The organism is Pseudomonas sp. XP2 (assembly GCF_053557975.1).
The window spans coordinates 87,734-109,343 of sequence record NZ_JBNRIK010000004.1 but is presented as its reverse complement, the minus strand read 5'-3'; the positions used below and the strand labels follow the sequence as shown (position 1 = coordinate 109,343).

Genomic DNA, 21,610 nt, shown 5'->3' with positions numbered 1-21,610 from the left:
GTAGCAGGTCGCGTAAAGCGATTGCAAAGGGTCTCTGTCAGGATTTCGGCCGCGCAAGATGAAACCTTTAGCAGCCGTGAACTTTTCTACTGGCGTTGCGACCAACAGTCGCTGTAAAACAGCCGGGCCGCGTGCGGCAACTTCAAGCAAATCAAGAACAAGGGGCGTGCAACAGGCAGCGCTCCATCCGGGGGAATGATGGATTTTTGGACTGCCTTTCAGGCAATCATCTTAGGCGTGGTAGAAGGGCTGACGGAGTTTCTGCCGATCTCCAGCACCGGGCACCAGATTATCGTCGCCGACTTGATAGGGTTTGGCGGTGAACGGGCCATGGCTTTCAACATCATCATTCAGCTGGCGGCGATCCTGGCAGTGGTGTGGGCGTTTCGCGGCAAGATTCTCGATGTGGTATCTGGTCTGACCAGCCAGCCCAAGGCACGGCGTTTCACCGGTAACCTGCTGTTGGCGTTCTTGCCGGCGGTGGTACTGGGCGTATTGTTCGCCGACCTGATTCATGAGTACCTGTTCAACCCGGTCACCGTGGCGACGGCACTGGTGGTAGGCGGCATCATCATGCTCTGGGCTGAGCGTCGCGAGCACCGCGTGCAGGTCGACCATGTAGACGACATGCGCTGGAGCGATGCGCTGAAGATCGGTTTCGTCCAGTGTCTGGCGATGATCCCGGGCACTTCGCGCTCCGGCTCGACCATTATCGGTGGCCTGCTGTTCGGCCTGTCGCGCAAGGCGGCGACCGAGTTCTCGTTCTTTCTGGCGATGCCGACGATGGTGGGTGCGGCGGTGTACTCGGGCTATAAGTACCGCGACCTGTTCCAGCCAAGTGACTTGCCGGTGTTTGCCATCGGGTTCGTGACTTCGTTCATTTTCGCCATGATCGCGGTGCGTGCGCTGCTCAAGTTCATTGCCAACCACAGCTATGCGGCATTTGCCTGGTACCGCATCGTTTTCGGGCTGTTGATTCTGGCGACCTGGCAGTTCGGCTGGGTTGACTGGTCTACAGCACATGGCTGAGGCGCTGCGCGGGCAAAGGGCTGACGGCGTGCGCAACGTGCGCTTGAAATTGCTGCTGTTGGGCTTGCTTTGCCTGTTGCCCGGCTTGGGAGCGGTACGCATGGGGTGGAGCCATCAGGCCTGGTGGCCGTTGGCGCTGTACCCGGCAATGAGCCTCATCAGCCTGTTGCTGTACTGGCAGGATAAACAGCAGGCGCGGACGCAGGCCTGGCGCACCCCAGAAAAGGTGCTGCACGCCAGCGAATTGCTGGGTGGGTGGCCGGGTGCGCTATTGGCCCAGCAGTTGTTCCGGCATAAAACCCGTAAGGTTTCGTACCAGTTGGTGTTCTGGGGGATTGTGCTGATGCATCAGGTGTTCTGGGCGCACTGGCTGTTTTTTGAGGGGCGTTATCTGCCTTTCAATTGATTTTTGCCTGTATCGGCCTCTTCGCCGGCTTGCCCGCGAAGAGGCCGATACAGGCTGACTAGATCAACAACCCTGCCTGCAACCGCTTGGGCAATCGCCGCACCACCAGTTGATGCGAACGCTGCAACACATCACACAGCTCATCACGCCCCATGGGGTAGGGCAGCGCCATGCTGATCCACCGCGCCCGCGCCAGATAAGGCGCAGGCCGCACCCCTGGGCGATCGCAGTAGCCCAGAAACAGCTCATCGGCCACTTTGAACGACAGCCCCGCACCCGCCAGGTCGAGCACCGCGAACATCTTGTTGCCCGCCACCGAGAACACCCGGATGCCGCCCCACTTGTAGTCTTCCCGTGCACCCGGAAGGCTCAGGCAAAACGCGGCCACCTGGGCTTCGCTCATCTTCCTTTCAGACATACCGCTCTCCACAGGCCTCGAATGATGCCGCCAGGTGATCAATCCACACCCGCACCGCAGGCAGTACGCCGCGCCGGTGCGGGTACACCGCCTGCAGGTAGCCGCCTGGCAGTGACCAGTCTGGCAGCAGGCGCACCAGTTCGCCGCGCTCAAGCTCTTCTTCGCAGAACATGCTGGGCAGCGCGGTGAACCCCAAGCCGGCCCGTACAGCGGCGTTACGTACTACGAAATCATCTATGGCCAAGCGCGGCTCCAAGGCAATTTCATGCTGTTTGCCATGCGGGCCGAGCAGGCGCAAGTGCACCAGCCGGTCTGCTTCGGCGGCGCCCAGTACCGGCAGTGACGCCAGCTCACCCGGTTCGCGGATGTGGTCGGCGAAACCGGGCGCGGCCACCAGTTGCATCTGCGCCTGACGCAGGCGACGAGTCACCAGGGCCGGGTCTTCGTCGCCCAGGTCGCGTACGCGCAGGGCGACGTCGATGCCTTCGGAAATCAGGTCGACGCGGCGGTTGAGCAGCACCATGTCCAGCTGCACCAGCGGGTACTGGGCAAGAAAGCGGCTGATCACATCTGGCAGAAAGGCATGCGCCAACGCCACCGGGCATGACACCCGCAAGCGCCCGCGCGGCTCGCTGCTCATGCTGGCCACGGCTTCATCGGCGGCTTCGGCCTCTAGCAGCATGGCCTGGCAGTGGTGCAGGTAGCGTTCGCCCACCGCAGTGAGCTTCAGCTGCCGTGTGGTGCGTTGCAGCAGGCGGGTGCCCAGGCGCTCTTCCAGCTCGGCAATCCGCCGCGACAGGCGCGATTTGGGGATGCCCAATTGACGCCCGGCGGCGGCAAAACCGCCGGCTTCGACCACGCGGGCAAAGTAGAAAAGGTGACCTGTTTTCCTAGAGAAACCATTGATCAAAACCGACATTTCCTTTATCGATCAACGGGCTAGAAAGGTTTTGCTTTTGACGAATGATCAAAATCAAGGCTTTGATCAGGCTCATTGATTGAAACTAGGATAGCCCACGAGGAGAGCCTGGTGGAGCTCTCCATATGCTGAAATCAACGTATTGGCTACGGACGCAACATCACCTTTTACAGGGGCCGGTCACCACAGCGATCGAACGCATGTGCCAGGTGATCCAACCAAGCCCTGACAGCCGGCAACACTCCACGCCTGTGCGGGTAGACCGCCTGGAGCCACGCAGGGGCGCAATGCCAATCAGGGAGCATGCGAACAAGCTCTCCGCTGGCTAGCTCGCTCTCACAGTGCATTAACGGCAAAACCGTGAAGCCCAGGCCACCCAGCGCTGCTTCCTTACGCATGATGAAGTCTTCGACACCCAAACGGGCAGGCATGGCTATCTCGAAACGCTCGCCGGCCTGATTGAACAAGCGCATTCTGGCCAGGCGATCAGAGTCTAGAGCCCCCAGGAAGGGCAGAGCCATGAGTTCTTTGAGGTGAGAAACAGGGTGGGCGGCCAGGAAGTCTGGAGAAGCCACAACCTCCGTACGAGCCTCACGCAAGCGCTTGGTGACGAGATTTGGCTCCTCATCTTCGGCTTCGCGAACGCGCAGGGCGACATCAATACCTTCATTGATCAAATCGACTCGGCGATTGACCAACAGCAGATCGAGCTGTACTTGTGGGTACCGGGTGAGGAAATCACGAACCAGTGGATTTAAGAATTGATTTGCCAAACCGACCGGGCTGCTCACCCGTAGCGGGCCCCGTGGCTCACTGGTTGCGCTGGCAACCACCTCATCGGCTTGCTCTGCTTCCAAGAGCATTGCCTGGCAGTGGCGCAGGTACCGTTCACCTAAAGCAGTGAGCTGCAATTTACGTGTTGTGCGTTGAAGGAGGCGAGCGTTGAGCCGCTCCTCTAATTCCGCAATACGGCGGGATAACCTTGACTTTGGAATGCCCAGTAGGCGGCCTGCCGCAGCGAAACCACCGGCCTCCACGACCTTCGCGAAATAGAAGAGGTCATTCAAATTTCGGGGTTCACCAATAGCCACTTTCGGACGACCTTAGGACATAGGGAGCGAGGCATGCAGGGCATGCATTATGCCTGAGTCGTCCTAGGCCTGTACCCGTTCACAATCAAGGTATGAAGGTCAGCTACGCCGCTGGGCTGTGAGTCATGACGCTTGTACGCTGAGCTTCACGACTTCTTCAGGCGATTGCTGACGGTTTGCCTTGAAATCCCCAGCCTCCTAGCCACCTCGGCCTGACTATGACCCTGATCGGTCAGCTCCTTGATTCGCACTCTCAGCTCCAATGACGCTGCCACCACCGGATGAGTTTTTTTTGGAAGCAAGGCCGGTATCTCGCTGCTGAGAAAGCCTGTGGACTCAAGGTCTTTTGCAAGGTGATCCAGAACCTGTTTGGGCGTTTGCCCGCGATGTGCAGCGTAAGCGAGCGTCAACAAGGTCAATGGATCCACCCCCAGCGCCTTCGCGATGTCTTGGCTAACGTCTAGCGTCACAGATCGAGCACCCGATTCGAGACGACTGATGTAGCTAGGGTCGACGGCCTCTGCCAAATCCTGCTGCGATGACTCGCGGCGGGTACGAAGCAATTGCAAGGCTGCGGCAAAGGCTGTGCGAAGCGACATGAGCGTTTCCGGCAAACGCAACGATATGCGGAATTTGCCTTGTCATATGCAAATGACTATAGTCATGGCAAGTGACATTGAGGCACTCTTCGCCAGCGGGCCCCTCTGCCAAGCGGGTTTTATCAATATACGTTTAAACCGAATTTCAGCTCCGGCGTGCAACGAATCGGGTCTCGACCCAGCGAGCGCATTCCAGCAGCCAGGCCAAAATCACCAGCCCATGAAAGTACTGATCTACTCCGACCTCCACATCGAGTTCAAGCCTTTTGACCCCCCTGATGTCGAGGCAGACCTAGTTGTGCTCGCTGGCGATATCAGCATTCAAAAAAGAGGCGTTTTGTGGGCAAACGAGACCTTCACGACTCCAGTCGTCTACTGCGTTGGGAACCATGAGCGTTACAAAGGTCATCTCGATCGAACCGTCGAAAAGATGAAAGCCGTTGCCGCTCCCCACGTGCACGTGATGGAGAACGAGTCGCTGATCCTGGGCAACGTGCGGTTCCTGGTTGCCACCGGCTGGACAGATTTCGGAAGCACTGGTGATTGGGTTGCCGCGTCAAAGACCTGTGCGCGGGAGATGAATGACTTTCGAATGATCAGAGCTGACTCGAACTACCGTCGACTGCGGCCTCACGATTTGATGGCTAAGAACGAGGCCACCAGGGCGTTTCTCGATCGCGAATTGAGCCATCAATTTAATGGCAAGACGTTTGTCATCACTCATCACTGTCCAATTCCAGAAGTCGCCGGGGATGAACAAGATGGGCATCTCAGCGCGGCTTATTTCAACAGGTGGCACGCTTTAGTGGAGCGGGCAGACTATTGGATGTTCGGCCACACCCATCATTCCGTCGACACTGTATTGAGTGGCTGCCGCTTGCTCTCAAATCAACGCGGATATCCCGGCGAAGATTGCGGGTTCGATCCAAAAAAGTTAATTGAAATTTTATGAGGGATGGAGAGCGTGAGTGCTTGTGAATTGATCGAACTTCCACCGAAGGTTGTACAGGCAGCCGGTGTTGGCTGGGGAGTTACGGTTGACGCCTATCTGCTAAACGCGGCGCGAGTGGGTGATCGCTTCACTGCGCTGGTCTATTGCGATCTGTCAGGTATCAGTAGCAATGGCATGACCGTCGTGACACCGGAGGTTCATGTGGTGGAGCAGAAGGGCGGTTTTACATTGGTACGAAGCCTGTCGGGAATGGATCACTACGTGATTGTGTCTGCGATGCCTGACAACGCAGGTGCTCCTGTATGACCTCTGTTTCCTAGGGCTTTGAACAATTGATTTTCTGAACGGTTGCGACTCTTCACTCTGTGAACCGCAGTCAACCTAACAACCTGATTTGAAAAAGCTGGCCTTGACCACCAGAGCATGGATCTGGCGAGTCCACGTGCCTGTTTTTCTGGCAAATATCCTCTGTCGAACAGGGGTATAAGTACACCTCTTACTAAGGAACGGTATGTCCGAGCTCAAGAAGATTGAACTAACAGTCAAGAACTATAATATTAAAAATTCTGCTGACATTGACACGCTCTATGACCAGGTTCGATGTGAAGACAGTGAAGGGAAGACCTTTCATTTTAAAGAAGTTTGCATGCTAGATTACTTGAAGAGGCACGGTGCAATTGTTACGGATAAGCCTAGGACTTGGTATTACAAGCATTTGAATAAGAAAAGCATCGTTCTAGTGGCGTTCCAAAAGTCGGATGGCAAGGTCGAGTATGACCTTGATCACCTGCGTCTGGTTGCCAGATCGAGTATTCTCAAAGGGATCGTCTTCGCCGTAGCGGCAATTCCAGCGGGAGTGATCATCGGGACGGCCACATTTGGCATCGGGCTTCTGTTTACACCTTTCTGTCTCTTCTATGCGTACAGAAGTCTCTTTAAAATCCCCCGCATGCTGCGCCGGGACACGTTGATAAATGAGCTCGCCACCCATGGAGTGATTGTGCGATAGCGGCGAGTTTGGACAGTGAGGCTTGCGTGCCGATAAGGAGAAAATAAATGACCGTAGCAGTGATTTTTGATCTATTTGGTACGCTCCTCGAAATCCGGAACCGCCAGAACCCCTATAGGCAACTGCTGCGTATCGGGGCGAAGCAGGGCCGCGCTGCATCCTCGAAAGACATGCGTGCTATCATGGCTTTCAATGGTGGGATCAGCGAAGCCGCTGAGGCATTTGGAATCTGTCTGTCCTCTGCTGAGCTGGCCAATCTGGAGTGCATGCTTGAGCTGGAGCTCGAATCCATCGCGCCCTTCGATGACGCCATGATCGCGATCGAGTTGCTGCGAGAGCATGGGGTAAAAATCGGAGCGTGTTCAAACCTTGCCGGGCCGTATTGCTCGAAAGCACGGAGCCTGCTCCCTGGCCTTGATGGGTACGCACTGAGTGCTGAGTTAGGCATGCTCAAACCTGACCCTGGTATGTACCGCAGCATCTGCAACATGCTCGGCGTTCTGCCGGAGCAGGTGGAATCTATGCAGGTGCTGATGATCGGGGATTCAAGGCGGTGTGACGAGCACGGGCCGCGTGCCTTTGGGATCCCGGGTTATCACCTGGATCGTAACGGAGCGGGGCCCTACAGGGATTTGATCTCGTTTGTTCAGACCGTCACCGCTGATGAGCATCGAGGATTGCACAAATAAGACACTTGAGATTTTGGTGAACAATTTGTCCTATCTGATACTAAAGTCTCATTTATGATGACTCACCCATTAAAACCTCATGATGCCCTGATGTACCTCTTATGCTACTCTGCCTCAAATAGCTTCAATAGAAAATCTACAGTCATCATTTGCCCCGTCCCACCGCCGGCGGTGACGAACATCCCTACTAGGGCGTATGAAGGCTCGTTGTTTTTTTTAAAGTGGATGAAAACAGGCGATCCGCTTAGTCCGTTGGTAGTCCCTGACCATGTGACATTATTAAGCTTTACTCTGTCATCATATGCACCTGGCCCTACCTCGCCTTTAAAGCCTACAGGCGTTGCTCGCATCACGGCTAATTCATTGTCGTTATCTGAGTATTCTGCTACTGTAAATTCATCATCAAGTGGAAAGCCAGCGCCTGTAAGTTTTATTCCGGCACCACTTTCAAAACATGCTTTGGCCTGAACGCTATTCAGAAATTTGCGAAACCACTCACCACTTGGAGGAAGCTTTACTGCTCGCTTCATCAATAGCTCTCTCTTTTCAGGTGATATCCAGTTGGCTACCCTAAATGCTACCGCATCCAAATATACCCCTGGCAAATCTTCAGAGTTATGAATAACTGAGTAGGCGCAATCAAAAGGTACAGTGCTGCGATCTAAATCTGTTGAGGAGGAAAACGGAATTCTCAAGAATTTAGCCAGATTGGAAATGTCTACGGAATTATCTTTGGTCAGGCAGTGGCGTGCAGTCAAATAAAATAATGAATTATTTTTTACGCAGAAAAATCCTGTGCCCTGAAAGCCCGGATACTGCTCCAGCCCTTCACTCACCAGTATATTTGGTGAAATTGATTCCGCTGGAAATGCTGGATGTACAAAGGAAATATCAAAATCCACAGATCACCTTTAATAATTGCAAGGATTTAGAATCCATAAGTCACAAAGCTGGCAGCCTACAAATTAATCGCTAGTGGTTTGCTTCAAAAATACAATGCTCTCTTTTGGCTGTGCTTCTAAAATTTGTGGGAGCATGGGGCTCGATACTAACAAAGCCCCGTACAAATCCTGAAGAGCGCCAGCGTTAATTGGTAGTGTGACTGCTCTTCCTTTCCGCAGTAGAGGTAATCATGCTTCTGCAGTTTCAGTCCAACGCTGATAGCTGCGCTCGGCATGCTCCGGATTTTCGAGCTTCGGCTTCGTACGCAAGGCGAATGCTTTCTCGGCCAAGACCTCTAGCCGCTCAGCTGCTTTGGGCAGCCAGCCATTCTTGATTGCCCAGAGTTTGATGTTCTGCGCAGGCTCCTAGTGATCACGTGCGCGCAGGATCCGCAGAATGCGTTTGGCCTGATCCTCGTCAGAGGGATGCAGGGTGTTGTGGGCCCGGTTGACCATGGCGGTGAGCGACTTCATGGCCTGCTCAACAATTGGGTCGGCGATCAGCTTGGTAGGTTTGGCAGTTTTTCCCGCTTTTGCCGGCTTACCCAGCATCTTGGGTGACCAGGTTTTTGTCCAGTTGTCGACTGCATCTGGTGTCCATGGGACAGCCACAATTGCTGCCAGGTTTTGCAGTGCATCGACCTTGTCCATCATATTCTGGTTGGCAAACACGGCAATCAAGACGGCTGGCTTGGTGACCCATTGCAAGGTTTTCATGGTTTCGCAGCGCATCTGTGCGCCGCAAGGAAGCTTCACGGGCTTTCCTTTGACCAGCGCGTCATACACGCCCGCACCCAGTACCTTAGGGAGGTCACCGGTGACGAGAGATGGTTTGGCCGGCACCAGGAAGATGGCGTCGAGAGCGCCCGATGTCTCGCAGAGATGATTCGCAACGCTGACCCCTGTCAGGATGTGCTCGAAGCTTAGGCTGGTGTCGGGCAGAAGTACCCTTTGTACGACAGGCATGCGTTCGTCCTTGTAAGAAGCGGTGTACGAGAATGTGAACCCGTTCAGGTTTTTCGAAGCTTCACCCGCTTCGCTCAAGAGATCAAGCGATGGGCTGCCCGCCCTTTGTTTGTGCGTGCAGAGGCGGGTGCAACACCGATGGCGAGACGCCGCGAGGATGGTTATGATCTGCCGATCCCAATGCCAAGGACTCTGCAATGTTGCTCGGGTTGAACCAGCTGAAAAAGACCAAGGACGAATTCCTCACAGAGCTGGCGGATCTGGCGAAGGCGCCCACCACGCTCATCTTCATTGACACCAATATTCTGTCCTACCTGTTCAAGCTTCATGCGGCAGCTCGGCAGGAGTTCTTTGATTGGGCCGCCGTGGCGATTAGTGAAAACCGCTTCTACCTCCCTGCGTGGTGCGCAGGCGAGTACCTGGCGCGCGTCAGAGAAAACCAGCTGAGCTCCTATACCCCTAAGGGTAAGGGTGATCAGCAGGCTAAGGCCCTAGAGGCGATGCTCGATACTGCGTCGCTTTTTGTCGATGATGCGGTGTTACGATCCACGTCCTTCACAGGCTCCCGTGCTGAGTATCTGGCAGGATTTCGAGCGGCTATCAACGAGCTCAGTACGTTCACTCAAGCCTTCAAGCACCAATTTGATCCCGACAAAATCCATGCTGAGATTGAAACCTTTCTAGGCCCGGTTGTCTTGGACTCCCCGATTGCCCAGATCTGTGATCGCGCTGCGAAGGAAGGCCCTTCGCGGATTGAGCACCGCCTACCGCCCGGATTCAGGGACGAGGCGAAGCCGGAAAATCGCTTGGGCGACTTGATTATCTGGTTGGAAATTCTTGGCTACAGCAAAACTCGAAGGGAAGACTTCACCCACGTTCTGTTTTTGACGAATGACGAGAAGTCCGACTGGGTGTATGCGCCGGCCAAGCGTCTTGACGAAGGGCGAAAAGGGAGGCGACCGGTTCCCAACACAGCGCCAGTCCTGAAGATCATTGACCCCCGACTGGTATCGGAGTTTAAGCAGGAGGTAGGTCGGGAACATGTTGAGATTTGTACCCTCTCGACACTGGTTCAAGGCCTGTCAAAAACTGATCCAACTGTAGTTGGACAGCTCGCTGCCGCGATCCAGATCGAGTTGGTCGCGAGTGACGGTCTTGCGGCAGAGGTCACCATAGCCGGTTCGGAAGAGCCAATTGCCGAAGCTGTCGAAGAGCAGGCCGCTGTCGCAGAGCCGGAGGCACCAGAGGTGGCTGCTGAAGCACCTGCGCAGGCTGAGCCGGAACAACCTCGTGCTCCTGTTCAGGCAGCGCCTGAGGCCAATGAAGTTCTCGCTAACGCATTAAGCCTTGCCATTCAAATGACTGGTTTGCGCGATGCTGAGTATCAGTCGGATGGGCCTGATGAGCTCAGCGAGATCATCAGCTCGCTTCGATCGCACAACTGGTACATTCAGAACCCCGCCATCACTAAGCTTGCATCGATATCAGAGAAAGAATTTCCGGCGACCTCGTGGTTTGTCCTAGGGCGCAACATTTACCAAGCGGCTTGTGGAAACGCACAGAAGGCCATGGATTTCATTGCCAACCTTGATAACAGCTTGAGGCGTTTTCCAGAGCCGGTTTCGAAGTACATTCTTGCAGGCATTCTTTACGAAATTTACTTCGATAGTCAGGGCGCGCTGCGGCAAACGGCTAAGGCCGGATCCATTGTGAAGCCGTTATCACTTGTTGCAAAAGAAGGATATGAGGATGTTCGTGCCTTCATTCGCTTGAAGCTGGACGAGGCGAATGCAAATCTCTTCTTCTATCCTGGCGATGACCAAAAGCGCATGATCATTGTGCAATCGGAACCTGAGGAGGGGGCAGGGGACGAGTCCGATAAGAAGCGGGTTTTGACTTCGGTCACACTGCAAGGGCGTGAGATCTTGGTGGACGTTGTACCTGAGAACCATGACTGGTATAGCCGCTATCGAGCGGCTTATCGAACTAAAGACCTCTTGGACGACATTTCCACCAGTCTTACAACGCCGCTTTGGGCGCTAGAGATGACGGTCGAACCACTGGTCAGTGTTAACGCCCGATTTGCTGTACCTGCGGGCCGTGTGCTGTATCCAACCGCTGTTCTAACGCCTGTTGAGGAATAATCGGCTCAGCATAGAGCCTAGGCAGGCTAGCGCCCCCATCCGCTATCCTGCATACCCATAGTCGACTTTGGCATTAGAGCCTAGGGGCATATAGCAGTATGGTGTAGGAGCGCACTGCGCGAAGGATGCCTTGCATCAACGCTGGGGGACGAGTCCTAGTCTCGGATAGACACTGTCAGAACGGCAATGTAATGTCTTTGCGACGATGGCGTTGGGCCATTACTTGGCGGTGCCTAGAGGGACTTAGAGTGCGCGTTAAATCGATTAAGCTGACCAATTTCAAGAAATTCAAAGATGATCATCTTGAATTCAACGATGACGTGAATATCTTTGTCGGCGATAACAATGCTGGTAAGAGTACGATTCTAGAGGCGTTGGAAATCGTTCTTAACTACAGTTACCGTGGCCGTGCCTTCGGCACCGAGTTCACACCAGACATTTTTAATACGGACTCTGTCCAGCAGTTCTTGGCTTCCGACAAATCGGCCAAGCACCTGCCTAGTTTGGTCATCGAGGCGTTCATCGAGGGCGTGCCTGACTATCGTGGCGCGAACAACTTCTTGAAGGTGGATGCTCAGGGCGTCACGGTGCAGGCTTGCTTCGATGCCTCCCTTGAGGATGCTTATGCCGAACACCTGAAGACGAAGCCGAACTTCACGAGCATTCCGGTCGAGTTCTACAAGCTGGAGTGGCTGGATTTCGGGTGGAACCCCATCAAAGCGGTGGCCAAGAAATTCAGGGCGTTGTACATCGATCCAACCCGCATCCATCCCACTCTGGGGAAAAACCAATACATCTCGACCATCCTAAACACCGCGCTGGACAAGGAAGAGCTAATCAAGCTGACCCTTAATTACCGCGAGAACCAGCAGGTGTTCAACGAATCGGGTGAGGTCAAAGCGGTCAATGCGGGTCTAGATGCAGAGCACCTGATCACTGACAAGAAGCTCTCCATTGCAGCGAGCACCTTGCCAGCTGGGTCTATCCAGACCGGGCTGCAGCTTGAGGTGGATGATGTGCCATTCCAGTTTATCGGGAAAGGTGAGCAGAGCAATGTGCAGATCAAACTCGCCATTCAGAACAAGTCGAAGGACATCGACCTCGTGATGATGGAGGAGCCGGAAAACCATCTCTCGCACACCAACCTCAACAAGCTGGTGCATTACATCGAGACGCAGCGTGGCACCAAACAGCTGTTCCTGACGACTCACAGCTCATACGTGCTCAACAAGCTGAGCATCGACAAGATCTGCCTTGTGCAATCGGGCTACCAGCGTCTTCACAAGCTGGATCCCGATGTTGTCAAAACCCTCAAGCGGTTGCCAGGCTATGACACGTTGCGCGTGGCCTTGTCGCGTAAGGTCATCCTGGTTGAGGGGCCCTCCGACGAGTTGGTGCTCAAGAAGATTTATTACCGCAAGCATGATCGCCTGCCAGAACAGGACGGCATCGACATCATTGTGGTACGCGGGGTCGGATTCGATACCTTCATATCTGTAGGCAAGGAGATTGGCACCCGGATTAACGTGCTCAGGGATAACGATGGTGATTGCCAGGGCAACGTCGTGAAGGCCCGTGAAGTCTACAGGCCCTACCCAAATATCAAGCTCGTCTCCTCAGGCAAAGATGAGGAATTCTCGCTTGAGCCCGCGATGATCCATGCCAACTCGACTGACTTGAAAACGCTGAATGCCTTCGCTAAGGCGGTGCTCTCGAAGCAAACCTATAACCTCTGCATGGAGGTGGACGGCCTAGATAAGCGGCGGGAATTTCTGATCGACTGGTTCCGAAGTGTGAAGGGTAATGGCAAGGGTGCGCGCAAGGTCGATTCGGCAATCAAGCTGTTTGATGGGAGCCTAGACTTCAAGTATCCGGCATTTCTGGATGAGGTGTTCGACTTTGGCTAATGAATTCTGGATCGCCGGAGCCGGGTCGGGCAAAACCCACAAAATCATTGAAGACGCTATCGAAGTGATCAAGGCGGGTGGGCGCGTCTTGGTCGTCACTTACACGACGAGCAACCAAGCGGAGCTGCGTTCTCGCTTCGTGGCGGTGTATGGCAGTAGCAGTGATGACTTTGTCGTCAAAGGCCTGTTCACGTTCTACTTGGAAGATCTGGTGAGGCCTTATCAAAACGTTGTGTTCTCTGAGCGTATCGCTACCACAATGTTCACGGAGCAGAACCCTCACCTGAGGCCGGGTACGAAGAATTGGTATCCGAATAGAGGAGAGAAGATCGGTAGCGACCTCAACCCGCTTCATTACCTGACCTCTTGTAAGACGAAAGCCTACACAGGCCTACTCGCGAAACTAGCGTCGAGAATTGCGACTGCGTCGAAGAACTCCCCGGCCAAGCGGTTGAAGGACATCTATCAGCGAGTCTTTTTTGACGAGGTTCAGGACTTGGTGGGGTGGGATTACGACGTCATCAAAGCGCTGAGTAAGGTGATGCCGGATTCAATTTGCTGCGTTGGCGATTTCCGTCAAACGATTTACACGACCACGTTCGGCCAAAAAGCGCCTCAGACGCCGCTGGAGAAGATCAAGTATTTCCAGAGTTTGAAGTTCGAACCACGTTCGTTGCCAAAGAATCGACGATGCATTCAGGAGATCTGCGACCTATCCGATACGATCCATCCTGGCCTCTATGAGAAGACGAAGTCAGAGGTAGAGAAAGTTCCTGATGAGGTCTCGCATCACTACGGTGCTTTTGTTATCAAGCCATCGCAGGTGAGCGATTATCTCGCTACGTTTAAGCCCCAAGTGTTGCGGTGGTCATCGTTGATGGGCAAGGGCTACCTGCCGCCGAATCTGTCCTGTCACACCTTTGGTTCAAGCAAAGGGCTTGGTTTCGACCGTGTACTGATTGTCTCACCGGAGAAACATCTCAAGTACCTGGGCGGTGATGATACGGCGTTCGACAAGGACAAAACGGAAGAGTCGAGAAACAAGCTGTACGTGGCGATCACCTGTGCACGCTATAGCTTGGCGTTTGTGGTTGATGATGCATTGATAGATAAGATGCAGATGCCTGTTTGGGATGGAATTCCACCAGTCGGTTGCGGGGCGGCTGTCTAAATAGGCTGTTGCTGAAAAGTCATTGGTACAGCCTCTACGGGTTAGACGTTAACCTGGTGCTCTGAAACTCTGATCATGGTGAAGGAAATCGTATGGAAATGATCTATTTGGGGCGGTACACGCTTGAATTTGATGCGACGACATTTAAAGTTCTGTGCCCCCTCAAGAAAGAGAAATTTTCTGGCCTGGCCACATCTGCATTACCAAAGCTCTACGTGATCAGTGCAGAGGGATATCAGTATCCTGTGTACGTGGGAATGACCAAACAGTCGATGGGAAACCGTCTACGTATGGGGTGGAAGGCTGACGGTAAAAATGGCTACCACGGTTACGCATGGCGTAGGCATTTTGCCACGGCAGCCATGGATATCTGGTGTCATACCGATTCCATTGAGGGCAATTGCATCGACGTCGAAACAGTAGAAGCCGAAATGGTTCATTTGATCCGCCAGGCCGGTCAGTGGCCGGCCTTCCAAACTGAGGTCCATTTTCACGAGTCCACGGCAGAGCACCGCAGGGTAGCCGGGGAGATTGGAGCTCGTTATGGCCTCGGCCCTGAGGTGAATCAGGAGAAATCTGAGTCGTCCGAGGCGATCCAGTCGGTCGAGACCGTTGAGACCCAGAGCAACCATCCAGAGCAGGAATTTCCCTACGATTGATAAATCCGGAAACGCTTTAGGTGGTTGGAGCGCTAGGACGTATTGCTACCACCAAGGGTGGGCTATCGGTGCTGGCGATTTCGCAAGTGGAGACTATGAAGGCAGGCGAGGGCAGCGCACCTCCTTCTAGCAATAATCAAACCGCTCACTAGCTGAAGTGTGGCGCGTGGGTGCCTCTTAGGTTGATCATTTGAAAGTCCAGAGGCAGCCCAAGTGCTGCCCCTGCTGTGCCGCGCGGCAAGAGTGCCTGTGCTGGCGATCAGTGGGAGACCCAAGATTCCACAGTTTCTGAGCCGTGCTTGGCTTTCCACTCTTTGAGGGTTTTATGATTGCCACCCTTGGTCTCGACGCGCTCGCCAGTGTGCGGATTTTTGTAGATTTTAACCTGCCGTGGTTTGCGGGAGGTCTTCTCTACACCGGGGGCAGCGCGACGCGAGGCCGATGGATCCAGCAGGTCAATGACATTGCGAAGGCTAAAGCCATACTCGGCGAGTAGCGCTCGCAATTTCTTTTCAAACTCAATTTCTTTCTTAAGACCTTCGTCATTTTTGAGGCTTTCAAGCTCGGCGAGCTGCTGAGCGAGTTGCTGTTCGAGTTTTCTAAATGTAAGCGTCCGGGGAACGCACCTAGATGGCTCTAGAAATCCTCTTCTTCATGGTGATGACTTTATAGGTCGATCCCACCTCTCCTCGCTCCGACATGGAGGTGACATGAAAGCCGCAGTGTTCATAACACCTGATGCCCCGTTCGTTCGATTCCCGGACGTTCAATGTTATGAACAGCAACGGGTGAACACGGGTCACCGCTTCGATTGTAAGGAGGATGGCTCTTCGACCTATGCCACGCCCCAGTAGCGCGGGCTCCCCCAGCAGGATACCCAACCGTGCTTCATCGGAGTGTTCGGTACGCTCCAGCCAGACCGCCCCCACATCCTGCCCATTACACACGATGACATTCCAAGCCAGGGCTGCGGTATGTGGTTTGAACCTCGCCATGTAGCCCGAGCTCTGTATGTTCTCGGCCCACCGCTCAAGCTGAGCATGATCACGAATACAGAACGGTCTTAGTGCGAGGTCGTAGGGGGTGAAAACGCAACATGGGTCGACAAATTCGCCTGTTACAGGATCAGATATTGGGCACATGGATTTGAGCGCTCAAGACGGCGACGGAATGAATTTTACGCAGGTGGGGGGGCACACGTTAGAACTTTGTGTACTGATGATAGATCGTAAGACGTCCAGCTAATACAGCTTTTGCGACTGGAAGGTGTTGAATATCGATTACACGGCACTCAGAAAAAAGATCACAGATTTCAATTGGAAAATTCGTCACTGTCCGGACATCCCACCTTGCGATGAGGTGCTAACGATTTACTGATCGTCGCGATCCGACGATTCATCGATATTGCTTACCAAAAAACCAGCTAAGTCTTCAGCAGCTTCCTCCGCCAGTAAGCCGACAACAACTGTAATGCCTGCATCTCGTAGCATTCTTATGCCCGCTCCCGAGTTTCTTGGATCGGGATCAAGCAACCCAACAAAAACTTTATCAACCCCGCTGTGTATCAGTGCCCGAGCGCATGACGGAGTTCGGCCATGAAAAGAGCATGGCTCAAGCGTGACAAATGCAGTCACCCCGGAGCAGTCATTCGCTAATCGGCTCAACGCCATCGCTTCCGCGTGATACAGCCCAGGTGCCTGTGTATGGCCTTGACTGATCACCACGTTGTCTTTTACCAGCACGCAACCTACTGGCGGGTTTGGAAGGCAGTCAGGTAAAGCTAAGCGCCCTTGGGCAAGAGCAAGCTGCATGAAACCGGCATCGGAGGTAAGACTAGGCATATTCGATTGGTACTCATTCTTGGTGGCCGAATCTTGGCACATTGAATTAGGTATCGCTGTAGCCCTGAAACTATCTACTTGCAGCGATACTACATAGGCACCCATTTATGCGGCAGCAGCTCCGAAATTGCACTTGCTCGTTGCCCCGGCAGACGCACGAGAACATCTTTCAAGTAGGCGTACGGATCATGCCCATTGAGTCGTGCAGACTGGATCAGACTCATGATCGCCGCCGCCCGTTTGCCGCTTCGCAGCGACCCCGCAAACAACCAGTTCGACCTCCCAAGCGCCCATGGCCGGATCAGGTTCTCGATTTGATTGTTGTCGATGGGCACAGCACCATCTTCCAGGTAGCGAGTCAGCGCTACCCAGCGTTTGAGGCTGTAATCCAGAGCTTTGGCCGTGGCCGAACCCTCGGGCACAAGTTCACGCTGAGCCAACATCCACTCATGCAGTTTTTCAGCGATGGGCACCGCCGTTTCTTGGCGTAATCCCCAACGGCCTTCGTCGCTCATTTCCTTGGCATGCCGCTCGACTTCGTACAGCCCGCCAATCGAGTGAAGCGCCTGCTCCGCCAACTGGCTTTTATTGGCGATATGTAAGTCGAAGAACTTGCGGCGTGCATGGGCCATGCAGCCGATTTCTGTGATGCCTTGTTCGAAGCTGGCCTTGTAGCCGGCGAAGTCGTCACAGACCAGCTTGCCGTTCCAGGTGCCCAGGAAGTTACGCGCATGTTCGCCGGCACGGCTGGGGCTGAAGTCGTAGACCACAGCTTTGAGTGCCGAAAACGGCGTAGCGCTGTAGGCCCAGACGTAAGCACGGTGGGTTTTCTTCTCGCCGGGCGCCAGCATTTGTACCGGCGTTTCATCGGCGTGAACCACGCGCTGGGCCAGCACCACTTCGCGCAGCGCATCGACCAGGGGCTGAAGCTGTACGCCGGTTTGACCCACCCATTGCGCCAACGTCGAGCGCGGGATGGCCAGGCCGGCACGGCCGAAGATCTTTTCCTGTCGATAGAGCGGCAGGTGGTCGGCGAATTTGGCCACCATCACGTGCGTCAACAGGCCGGCAGTGGGGATGCCCTTGTCGATCACCTGCGGCGGCACCGGGGCCTGGATCAGTGTTTCGCACTGCCGGCAGGCCCATTTCCCACGAACGTGCTGTTCGACGGTGAACACGCCCGGCGTGTAGTCCAGCTTCTCGCTGACATCTTCACCGATGCGCTGAAGCTGGCAGCCGCACGCGCACTGGGTGTTGTCCGGCTCGTGATGGATCACAGTGCGTGGGAACTGCGGTGGCAACGGCGCACGCTTGGGTTGTTGGCGTGGCTCCGCCTGCGCGGGTGCGGGATGAAGGGCTTTTAACTCCGCCTCAATGGCTTCGAGGTCGGTATTGAGTAGGTCATCGAGCAGGCTGCCCTGCGCCGGGCTGATCTGCTCGCTGCGCTTGGCAAACTTGTGCCGTTTAAGGATGGCGATCTCGTGAGTGAGCTGCTCGATAATCGTTTCGTCACGATGGATTTTTCGGCTCTGGGTGTCGACCTTGGACATCAACTGCGCAGCCAGTGTGCGCAGTTGTTCAGGGGTCATTTGGTCGAGATCGGGCAAGGAAGTCATGGGGGTGGATTTTACCAAAGCAGCCCGACTGCTTCAGCTAAAAGGCAGCATTTAAAGCAATGTGATTGCGCCGCCCGCACCGACTCGTTGCCAAGGTAATCCAAGTACCAGCGCCTGGAGTTGTTCGGGGTCGAGTTCGACCTCCGTTCCACGATGGAGGCCTGGCCAATGAAACTTACCTTGGTTCAAGCGCCGTGCCGCCAGCCAGATACCGACCCCGTCGTGCACCAGGACTTTCATCCGATTGGCCCGACGGTTGGCAAAGAGGTAAGCGCAGTGCGGCTTCGCCGCACCGAACGCCGCGACCACTTTAGCCAATGCAGTCTCAGTGCCGGCACGCATGTCCATGGGTTCGGTGGCGAGCCAGATGGCATCAACGCGAATCATCGGGCCAAGCCACTAATAAAGCGCGCACAACCATCTGGATCTGCGGCTGGCCATTTTACGGTGATGGATTTATCACCCAGAGGCAGCGAGATGGTCACCATCTCTTCTGATGCTCGCCTTGGTACCGTTTTTACCGGAACGAAAGCCGGCAAGGTTGCAGGCGATTGATCCCGGTAAGTCGGTAGCCACTTGCGGATCACGTTGGCGTTGATGCCGTGATGGATGGCTACGCTGGAAATCGTCGCTCCGGGTTGCAGGCATTCCTGGACGACTTGGGCTTTGAATGGTTTGGGGTAAGAGCTTCGTTGGCGCATGGATATCCTGGCGATAAGGGTGATCGCGTCCGCTTAAAAATACGCGGACACCATCGCCCTTAATACTGGGATTTTGAAGGTGTGTTCGCCGGCCGCTTACTTCTAAATTCCACGAGACGGGACATATAGCACCTCTAGTGATTGATCACTGAGTATACATCGACTGCTCTGCTGAGCCATGATCAGTGCGTCAACTGGAGTGCATGCCACTGCAACAGGTTGTGGGAATCGGAAAGGGCCGGATCACATGTCTAAAGTCTAGGGAACTGCTCGACGAGGAGCATGAGCTGTCTTTTCCGTACTGGGCAGGACGTATTGAGCTCTAGGAAACTCACAAGTGATCCGCTCCATGCGAAGCGTTATCCAGCGTATCCCAGAGGCTTCTCATCGTAGGGTTCTGGTTCAAGAGCGAGCAGTACGAGCGGATCTCCAGTTGAGTGCTCCATTCGATGCCGCCAGCTTGTACGAGCAACCCTCTTTCCAACTCATCGCTCACAGCGCTGTAATCGAACTGTTTCACCGACGGCAGCAGGCACAACCCTGGCGAAACGTCTGGCCATTGGCTTTCAGGAGATAGGAGGTGCATTGGCAGAAGTGGATCAGCATCGTGATCGACCATCTGGACGTTTACGCATTAACGTTCTGAGCGATGGCGCCAGGTTGCTATTCACCAAGCACCTCCCGGCTTACCTGGATGCTTATCCTGACGTGTCCGTTGAAATTGCGATTGATGACCGAATGGTGGACATCGTCGCTGCAGGATTCGATGCAGGTGTGCGGTACGGGGAAACCATTCCGGAAGACTTCATCGCGGTAGCGATCAGTGACCGTATCCGATGGGTTGCCGCCGCGTCACCACGGTACATCAATCAGAGCCCTCGGCTGGAAACCCCGGAAGACCTCCTCAATCACAAGTGCATCCAGATCCGAACAGGGCAGGGCACCATCTACCGGTGGGATTTTGAGAAAGAGGGTGATCACCGGGTGATCGATGTGCCAGGCCAGTTGTGTGTCAATGAAACCGAATTTGGGATACAGATGGCACTGGCCGATCGAGGCATCACCTATTGCCCCGAGGAGCGCATCCGAGCGTATCTCGATACCGGGCGCTTGCAGGTAGTGCTTGCGGATTGGGCGCCGATAGAGCCGCCTTACTACCTGTATTACCCTGGGAGGCGTCAAATGCCGCCGGGCCTGCGTGAGCTCATCAACATGATGCGTGCCAGGATAGTTGCGCAGGCGTGAGCGGCTTGCCCTTAGGACATCAGGACGGTGTAGATATTCTCACTGGGTTCGACTGCGCCAGGTGTAGGCCCAATCGACGGCAATCATGCACTCGGTCGCTGTGCTACAGCGCTTGTCAATAGATGTCCTGCCAGCCGGAACTACTTCGTGTAGTCCCAGAATTTGTGGTTCATCGTGTTTTCAATCTCGCGGATGGATTTGATCAGTTCCTTCGCCTTTTCTTTGGAAATTGCGTTTTTGCTGGCCGCCAGTTGGATTTGCTTAATCTGAGCTTTTCTTTCTTCGAAGCGCTTCCGGTTTAGCTTGAGGCCTTCGGTCATGAGTCGAGTGGTCATGCCCATCAACTTGGGGTATTTCATACAGAATTCGATCGCAGGCTTGGCCTGTTCGGTGACATCTTCCCATTGGGGATGATTGTCAGCTAATTCATCAAATTTCCCCGGGCTCAACACGCGGTCGTTAGGAATGCCAATACCCGTGATGCCGGTGTGGAGAAAGACCTTCCGCGCTAGCTCCGAGCAATATGCAGCAGCTTTCATCGGCTTCTTAGACGGCAGGATTTTGTAGGGTTGTGCCAAGTAGAATGCACAGGCCTGATAGACTCTGTCCATGTGCTCTGAGCCCAGTTTCCTGCACCGGATTACACGCCAACCGGGCTTCACATCAGTCAACACCTCCGACACTAGCCTATTGGAAACTCCCAGGCTGGGCATCGCATCGACGCATACGAACTCTGCGTGCATTAGCGCGACATGGCTTGATCTCGCATGCTCATAGCCGAATTTTTGCCCCTTGGTAATGACTTTAGCTCCGAAGGTGTCTCCCGTGCTGAGAATCACATCACCAGGTTGCAGCAGATTGTGGACAAGGCTGAGCTCTTGGTTGAACGCGTTGTCTTGGCCTCTGACCATGGCACGATAGATTTCCAGTTGGTCAGCTGGCACTCCCTCATAGCGTGCACCGAAATCGATTTGGGCATCGGATTGTCCTTGGATTCGAGCGAGCAACTGCTCGCTTTTTTCCTCTGAAGACATAGCAGCAAAAATACGCGCTGCAGCAGCATGCCGAGCGTTCTGTCGCATCTGATCCAGATCCATGTGAGTCACCCATCCAGTCAAAAATTGAGCAACCAGCGTCCATTCGCCGGGTTTGGTAACCCCTGTTGTTCACTACAAGCCTTGGCCTGTGGTGGCCCGCCAACAGGGGGGGCGTAATGTACACGGCGCCACCGAACCTGCGCTAAGGACTTTTATGCGCCTACCTGAATAGTTCACAGCAGCGCGTTCTACGTATGGCGGGTATTGGAT

At 54.5% G+C, this 21,610-nt stretch carries 23 protein-coding genes and 1 pseudogene; 11 read left to right on the top strand and 13 right to left on the bottom strand.

Annotated features, from left to right (window positions below):
- The first annotated feature begins 198 nt into the window (after positions 1-198).
- Positions 199-1,029, top strand: a complete 831-nt coding sequence (locus ACK1VC_RS06735) for an undecaprenyl-diphosphate phosphatase (RefSeq protein WP_031312576.1) — start codon at positions 199-201, stop codon at positions 1,027-1,029.
- A complete protein-coding gene (locus ACK1VC_RS06730; protein ID WP_016486458.1) occupies positions 1,022-1,435 on the top strand; it encodes a DUF1294 domain-containing protein in 414 nt (137 codons plus the stop codon). The genes ACK1VC_RS06735 and ACK1VC_RS06730 overlap by 8 nt, the downstream gene beginning before the upstream one ends.
- Before the next feature lie 58 nt (positions 1,436-1,493).
- Here the strand turns inward: ACK1VC_RS06730 and ACK1VC_RS06725 are convergent, their stop codons facing one another.
- From ACK1VC_RS06725 to ACK1VC_RS06710, 4 genes are all read right to left on the bottom strand, one after another.
- On the bottom strand, positions 1,494-1,853 hold the full coding sequence (locus tag ACK1VC_RS06725) for an MmcQ/YjbR family DNA-binding protein (protein WP_016486459.1): 360 nt from the start codon (positions 1,851-1,853) through the stop codon (positions 1,494-1,496).
- Positions 1,846-2,772: a LysR substrate-binding domain-containing protein gene (locus tag ACK1VC_RS06720; protein ID WP_191087618.1), complete on the bottom strand. Its 927-nt coding sequence runs from the start codon at positions 2,770-2,772 to the stop codon at positions 1,846-1,848. The genes ACK1VC_RS06725 and ACK1VC_RS06720 overlap by 8 nt, the downstream gene beginning before the upstream one ends.
- A 167-nt stretch (positions 2,773-2,939) precedes the next feature.
- Positions 2,940-3,863, bottom strand: coding sequence for a LysR substrate-binding domain-containing protein (locus ACK1VC_RS06715; protein WP_191087619.1), 924 nt, complete (start codon positions 3,861-3,863; stop codon positions 2,940-2,942).
- Positions 3,864-4,009: 146 nt separating this feature from the next.
- Positions 4,010-4,462 (bottom strand): helix-turn-helix domain-containing protein, encoded by a 453-nt coding sequence (locus ACK1VC_RS06710; protein ID WP_191087620.1) that lies wholly within the window; start codon positions 4,460-4,462, stop codon positions 4,010-4,012.
- Positions 4,463-4,682: 220 nt separating this feature from the next.
- Here ACK1VC_RS06710 and ACK1VC_RS06705 point away from each other — a divergent pair, with 220 nt between their 5' ends.
- The 4 genes from ACK1VC_RS06705 (at position 4,683) to ACK1VC_RS06690 (ending at position 7,112) form a co-directional block, all read left to right on the top strand.
- The gene (locus ACK1VC_RS06705) at positions 4,683-5,414 is read left to right on the top strand and encodes a metallophosphoesterase (RefSeq protein ID WP_191087862.1); all 732 of its coding nucleotides are present in this window, start codon (positions 4,683-4,685) and stop codon (positions 5,412-5,414) included.
- Positions 5,415-5,426: 12 nt separating this feature from the next.
- Positions 5,427-5,720: a hypothetical protein gene (locus ACK1VC_RS06700; RefSeq protein WP_224372493.1), complete on the top strand. Its 294-nt coding sequence runs from the start codon at positions 5,427-5,429 to the stop codon at positions 5,718-5,720.
- 205 nt (positions 5,721-5,925) lie between these two features.
- Positions 5,926-6,423, top strand: a complete 498-nt coding sequence (locus ACK1VC_RS06695; protein WP_191087622.1) for a hypothetical protein — start codon at positions 5,926-5,928, stop codon at positions 6,421-6,423.
- Between the two features lie 47 nt (positions 6,424-6,470).
- Positions 6,471-7,112, top strand: coding sequence for an HAD family hydrolase (locus ACK1VC_RS06690; RefSeq protein WP_191087623.1), 642 nt, complete (start codon positions 6,471-6,473; stop codon positions 7,110-7,112).
- Between the two features lie 104 nt (positions 7,113-7,216).
- Here the strand turns inward: ACK1VC_RS06690 and ACK1VC_RS06685 are convergent, their stop codons facing one another.
- Both ACK1VC_RS06685 and ACK1VC_RS06680 read right to left on the bottom strand, forming a co-directional pair.
- Complete coding sequence (locus ACK1VC_RS06685; protein ID WP_224372495.1) at positions 7,217-8,014, bottom strand: hypothetical protein; 798 nt, start codon at positions 8,012-8,014, stop codon at positions 7,217-7,219.
- A gap of 405 nt (positions 8,015-8,419) precedes the next feature.
- The gene (locus ACK1VC_RS06680; RefSeq protein ID WP_224372503.1) at positions 8,420-9,019 is read right to left on the bottom strand and encodes a hypothetical protein; all 600 of its coding nucleotides are present in this window, start codon (positions 9,017-9,019) and stop codon (positions 8,420-8,422) included.
- A gap of 197 nt (positions 9,020-9,216) precedes the next feature.
- Between ACK1VC_RS06680 and ACK1VC_RS06675 the strand changes: the two genes are divergently transcribed.
- From ACK1VC_RS06675 to ACK1VC_RS06660, 4 genes are all read left to right on the top strand, one after another.
- On the top strand, positions 9,217-11,163 hold the full coding sequence (locus ACK1VC_RS06675) for a PIN-like domain-containing protein (protein ID WP_191087624.1): 1,947 nt from the start codon (positions 9,217-9,219) through the stop codon (positions 11,161-11,163).
- A gap of 248 nt (positions 11,164-11,411) precedes the next feature.
- Complete coding sequence (locus ACK1VC_RS06670; RefSeq protein WP_191087625.1) at positions 11,412-13,070, top strand: ATP-dependent nuclease; 1,659 nt, start codon at positions 11,412-11,414, stop codon at positions 13,068-13,070.
- Positions 13,063-14,241, top strand: a complete 1,179-nt coding sequence (locus ACK1VC_RS06665; protein ID WP_191087626.1) for a UvrD-helicase domain-containing protein — start codon at positions 13,063-13,065, stop codon at positions 14,239-14,241. The genes ACK1VC_RS06670 and ACK1VC_RS06665 overlap by 8 nt, the downstream gene beginning before the upstream one ends.
- Before the next feature lie 92 nt (positions 14,242-14,333).
- Positions 14,334-14,900 carry a hypothetical protein gene (locus tag ACK1VC_RS06660; RefSeq protein ID WP_449117884.1) on the top strand — a complete coding sequence of 189 codons (567 nt, stop codon included), beginning with the start codon at positions 14,334-14,336 and terminating at the stop codon, positions 14,898-14,900.
- Between the two features lie 259 nt (positions 14,901-15,159).
- On the opposite strand, the pseudogene ACK1VC_RS06655 reads toward ACK1VC_RS06660, so the two are convergent.
- From ACK1VC_RS06655 to tnpA, 6 genes and pseudogenes are all read right to left on the bottom strand, one after another.
- Positions 15,160-15,516: pseudogene (locus tag ACK1VC_RS06655) on the bottom strand (histone-like nucleoid-structuring protein, MvaT/MvaU family); the annotation flags it as partial.
- Positions 15,517-15,526: 10 nt separating this feature from the next.
- A complete protein-coding gene (locus tag ACK1VC_RS06650; RefSeq protein WP_191087627.1) occupies positions 15,527-16,042 on the bottom strand; it encodes a GNAT family N-acetyltransferase in 516 nt (171 codons plus the stop codon).
- 228 nt (positions 16,043-16,270) lie between these two features.
- The gene (locus ACK1VC_RS06645) at positions 16,271-16,846 is read right to left on the bottom strand and encodes a bifunctional diaminohydroxyphosphoribosylaminopyrimidine deaminase/5-amino-6-(5-phosphoribosylamino)uracil reductase RibD (protein WP_224372506.1); all 576 of its coding nucleotides are present in this window, start codon (positions 16,844-16,846) and stop codon (positions 16,271-16,273) included.
- A complete protein-coding gene (gene tnpC, locus ACK1VC_RS06640) occupies positions 16,831-18,357 on the bottom strand; it encodes an IS66 family transposase (RefSeq protein ID WP_191087628.1) in 1,527 nt (508 codons plus the stop codon). The genes ACK1VC_RS06645 and tnpC overlap by 16 nt, the downstream gene beginning before the upstream one ends.
- 51 nt (positions 18,358-18,408) lie before the next feature.
- Positions 18,409-18,744: an IS66 family insertion sequence element accessory protein TnpB gene (gene tnpB, locus ACK1VC_RS06635; RefSeq protein ID WP_191087629.1), complete on the bottom strand. Its 336-nt coding sequence runs from the start codon at positions 18,742-18,744 to the stop codon at positions 18,409-18,411.
- Entirely contained in the window at positions 18,741-19,058 is a 318-nt protein-coding gene (gene tnpA / locus ACK1VC_RS06630; protein WP_191087630.1) for an IS66-like element accessory protein TnpA, read from the bottom strand. Before tnpA ends, tnpB begins: the two co-directional genes overlap by 4 nt.
- A gap of 594 nt (positions 19,059-19,652) precedes the next feature.
- Between tnpA and ACK1VC_RS06625 the strand changes: the two genes are divergently transcribed.
- Complete coding sequence (locus tag ACK1VC_RS06625) at positions 19,653-20,303, top strand: LysR substrate-binding domain-containing protein (protein ID WP_224372553.1); 651 nt, start codon at positions 19,653-19,655, stop codon at positions 20,301-20,303.
- Between the two features lie 140 nt (positions 20,304-20,443).
- Here the strand turns inward: ACK1VC_RS06625 and ACK1VC_RS06620 are convergent, their stop codons facing one another.
- Positions 20,444-21,400, bottom strand: a complete 957-nt coding sequence (locus ACK1VC_RS06620; RefSeq protein WP_191087631.1) for a hypothetical protein — start codon at positions 21,398-21,400, stop codon at positions 20,444-20,446.
- Between the last annotated feature and the right edge of the window lie 210 nt (positions 21,401-21,610).

Coding starts and splice junctions, on each gene's coding strand:
- ACK1VC_RS06735 (WP_031312576.1), top strand. CDS start 199: ATGGATTTTTGGACTGCCTTTCAGGCAATCATCTTAGGCGTGGTAGAA.
- ACK1VC_RS06730 (WP_016486458.1), top strand. CDS start 1,022: ATGGCTGAGGCGCTGCGCGGGCAAAGGGCTGACGGCGTGCGCAACGTG.
- ACK1VC_RS06725 (WP_016486459.1), bottom strand. CDS start 1,853: ATGTCTGAAAGGAAGATGAGCGAAGCCCAGGTGGCCGCGTTTTGCCTG.
- ACK1VC_RS06720 (WP_191087618.1), bottom strand. CDS start 2,772: ATGTCGGTTTTGATCAATGGTTTCTCTAGGAAAACAGGTCACCTTTTC.
- ACK1VC_RS06710 (WP_191087620.1), bottom strand. CDS start 4,462: ATGTCGCTTCGCACAGCCTTTGCCGCAGCCTTGCAATTGCTTCGTACC.
- ACK1VC_RS06705 (WP_191087862.1), top strand. CDS start 4,683: ATGAAAGTACTGATCTACTCCGACCTCCACATCGAGTTCAAGCCTTTT.
- ACK1VC_RS06695 (WP_191087622.1), top strand. CDS start 5,926: ATGTCCGAGCTCAAGAAGATTGAACTAACAGTCAAGAACTATAATATT.
- ACK1VC_RS06690 (WP_191087623.1), top strand. CDS start 6,471: ATGACCGTAGCAGTGATTTTTGATCTATTTGGTACGCTCCTCGAAATC.
- ACK1VC_RS06680 (WP_224372503.1), bottom strand. CDS start 9,019: ATGCCTGTCGTACAAAGGGTACTTCTGCCCGACACCAGCCTAAGCTTC.
- ACK1VC_RS06675 (WP_191087624.1), top strand. CDS start 9,217: ATGTTGCTCGGGTTGAACCAGCTGAAAAAGACCAAGGACGAATTCCTC.
- ACK1VC_RS06660 (WP_449117884.1), top strand. CDS start 14,334: ATGGAAATGATCTATTTGGGGCGGTACACGCTTGAATTTGATGCGACG.
- ACK1VC_RS06650 (WP_191087627.1), bottom strand. CDS start 16,042: ATGTGCCCAATATCTGATCCTGTAACAGGCGAATTTGTCGACCCATGT.
- ACK1VC_RS06645 (WP_224372506.1), bottom strand. CDS start 16,846: ATGGGTGCCTATGTAGTATCGCTGCAAGTAGATAGTTTCAGGGCTACA.
- tnpC (WP_191087628.1), bottom strand. CDS start 18,357: ATGACTTCCTTGCCCGATCTCGACCAAATGACCCCTGAACAACTGCGC.
- tnpB (WP_191087629.1), bottom strand. CDS start 18,744: ATGATTCGCGTTGATGCCATCTGGCTCGCCACCGAACCCATGGACATG.
- tnpA (WP_191087630.1), bottom strand. CDS start 19,058: ATGCGCCAACGAAGCTCTTACCCCAAACCATTCAAAGCCCAAGTCGTC.
- ACK1VC_RS06620 (WP_191087631.1), bottom strand. CDS start 21,400: ATGGATCTGGATCAGATGCGACAGAACGCTCGGCATGCTGCTGCAGCG.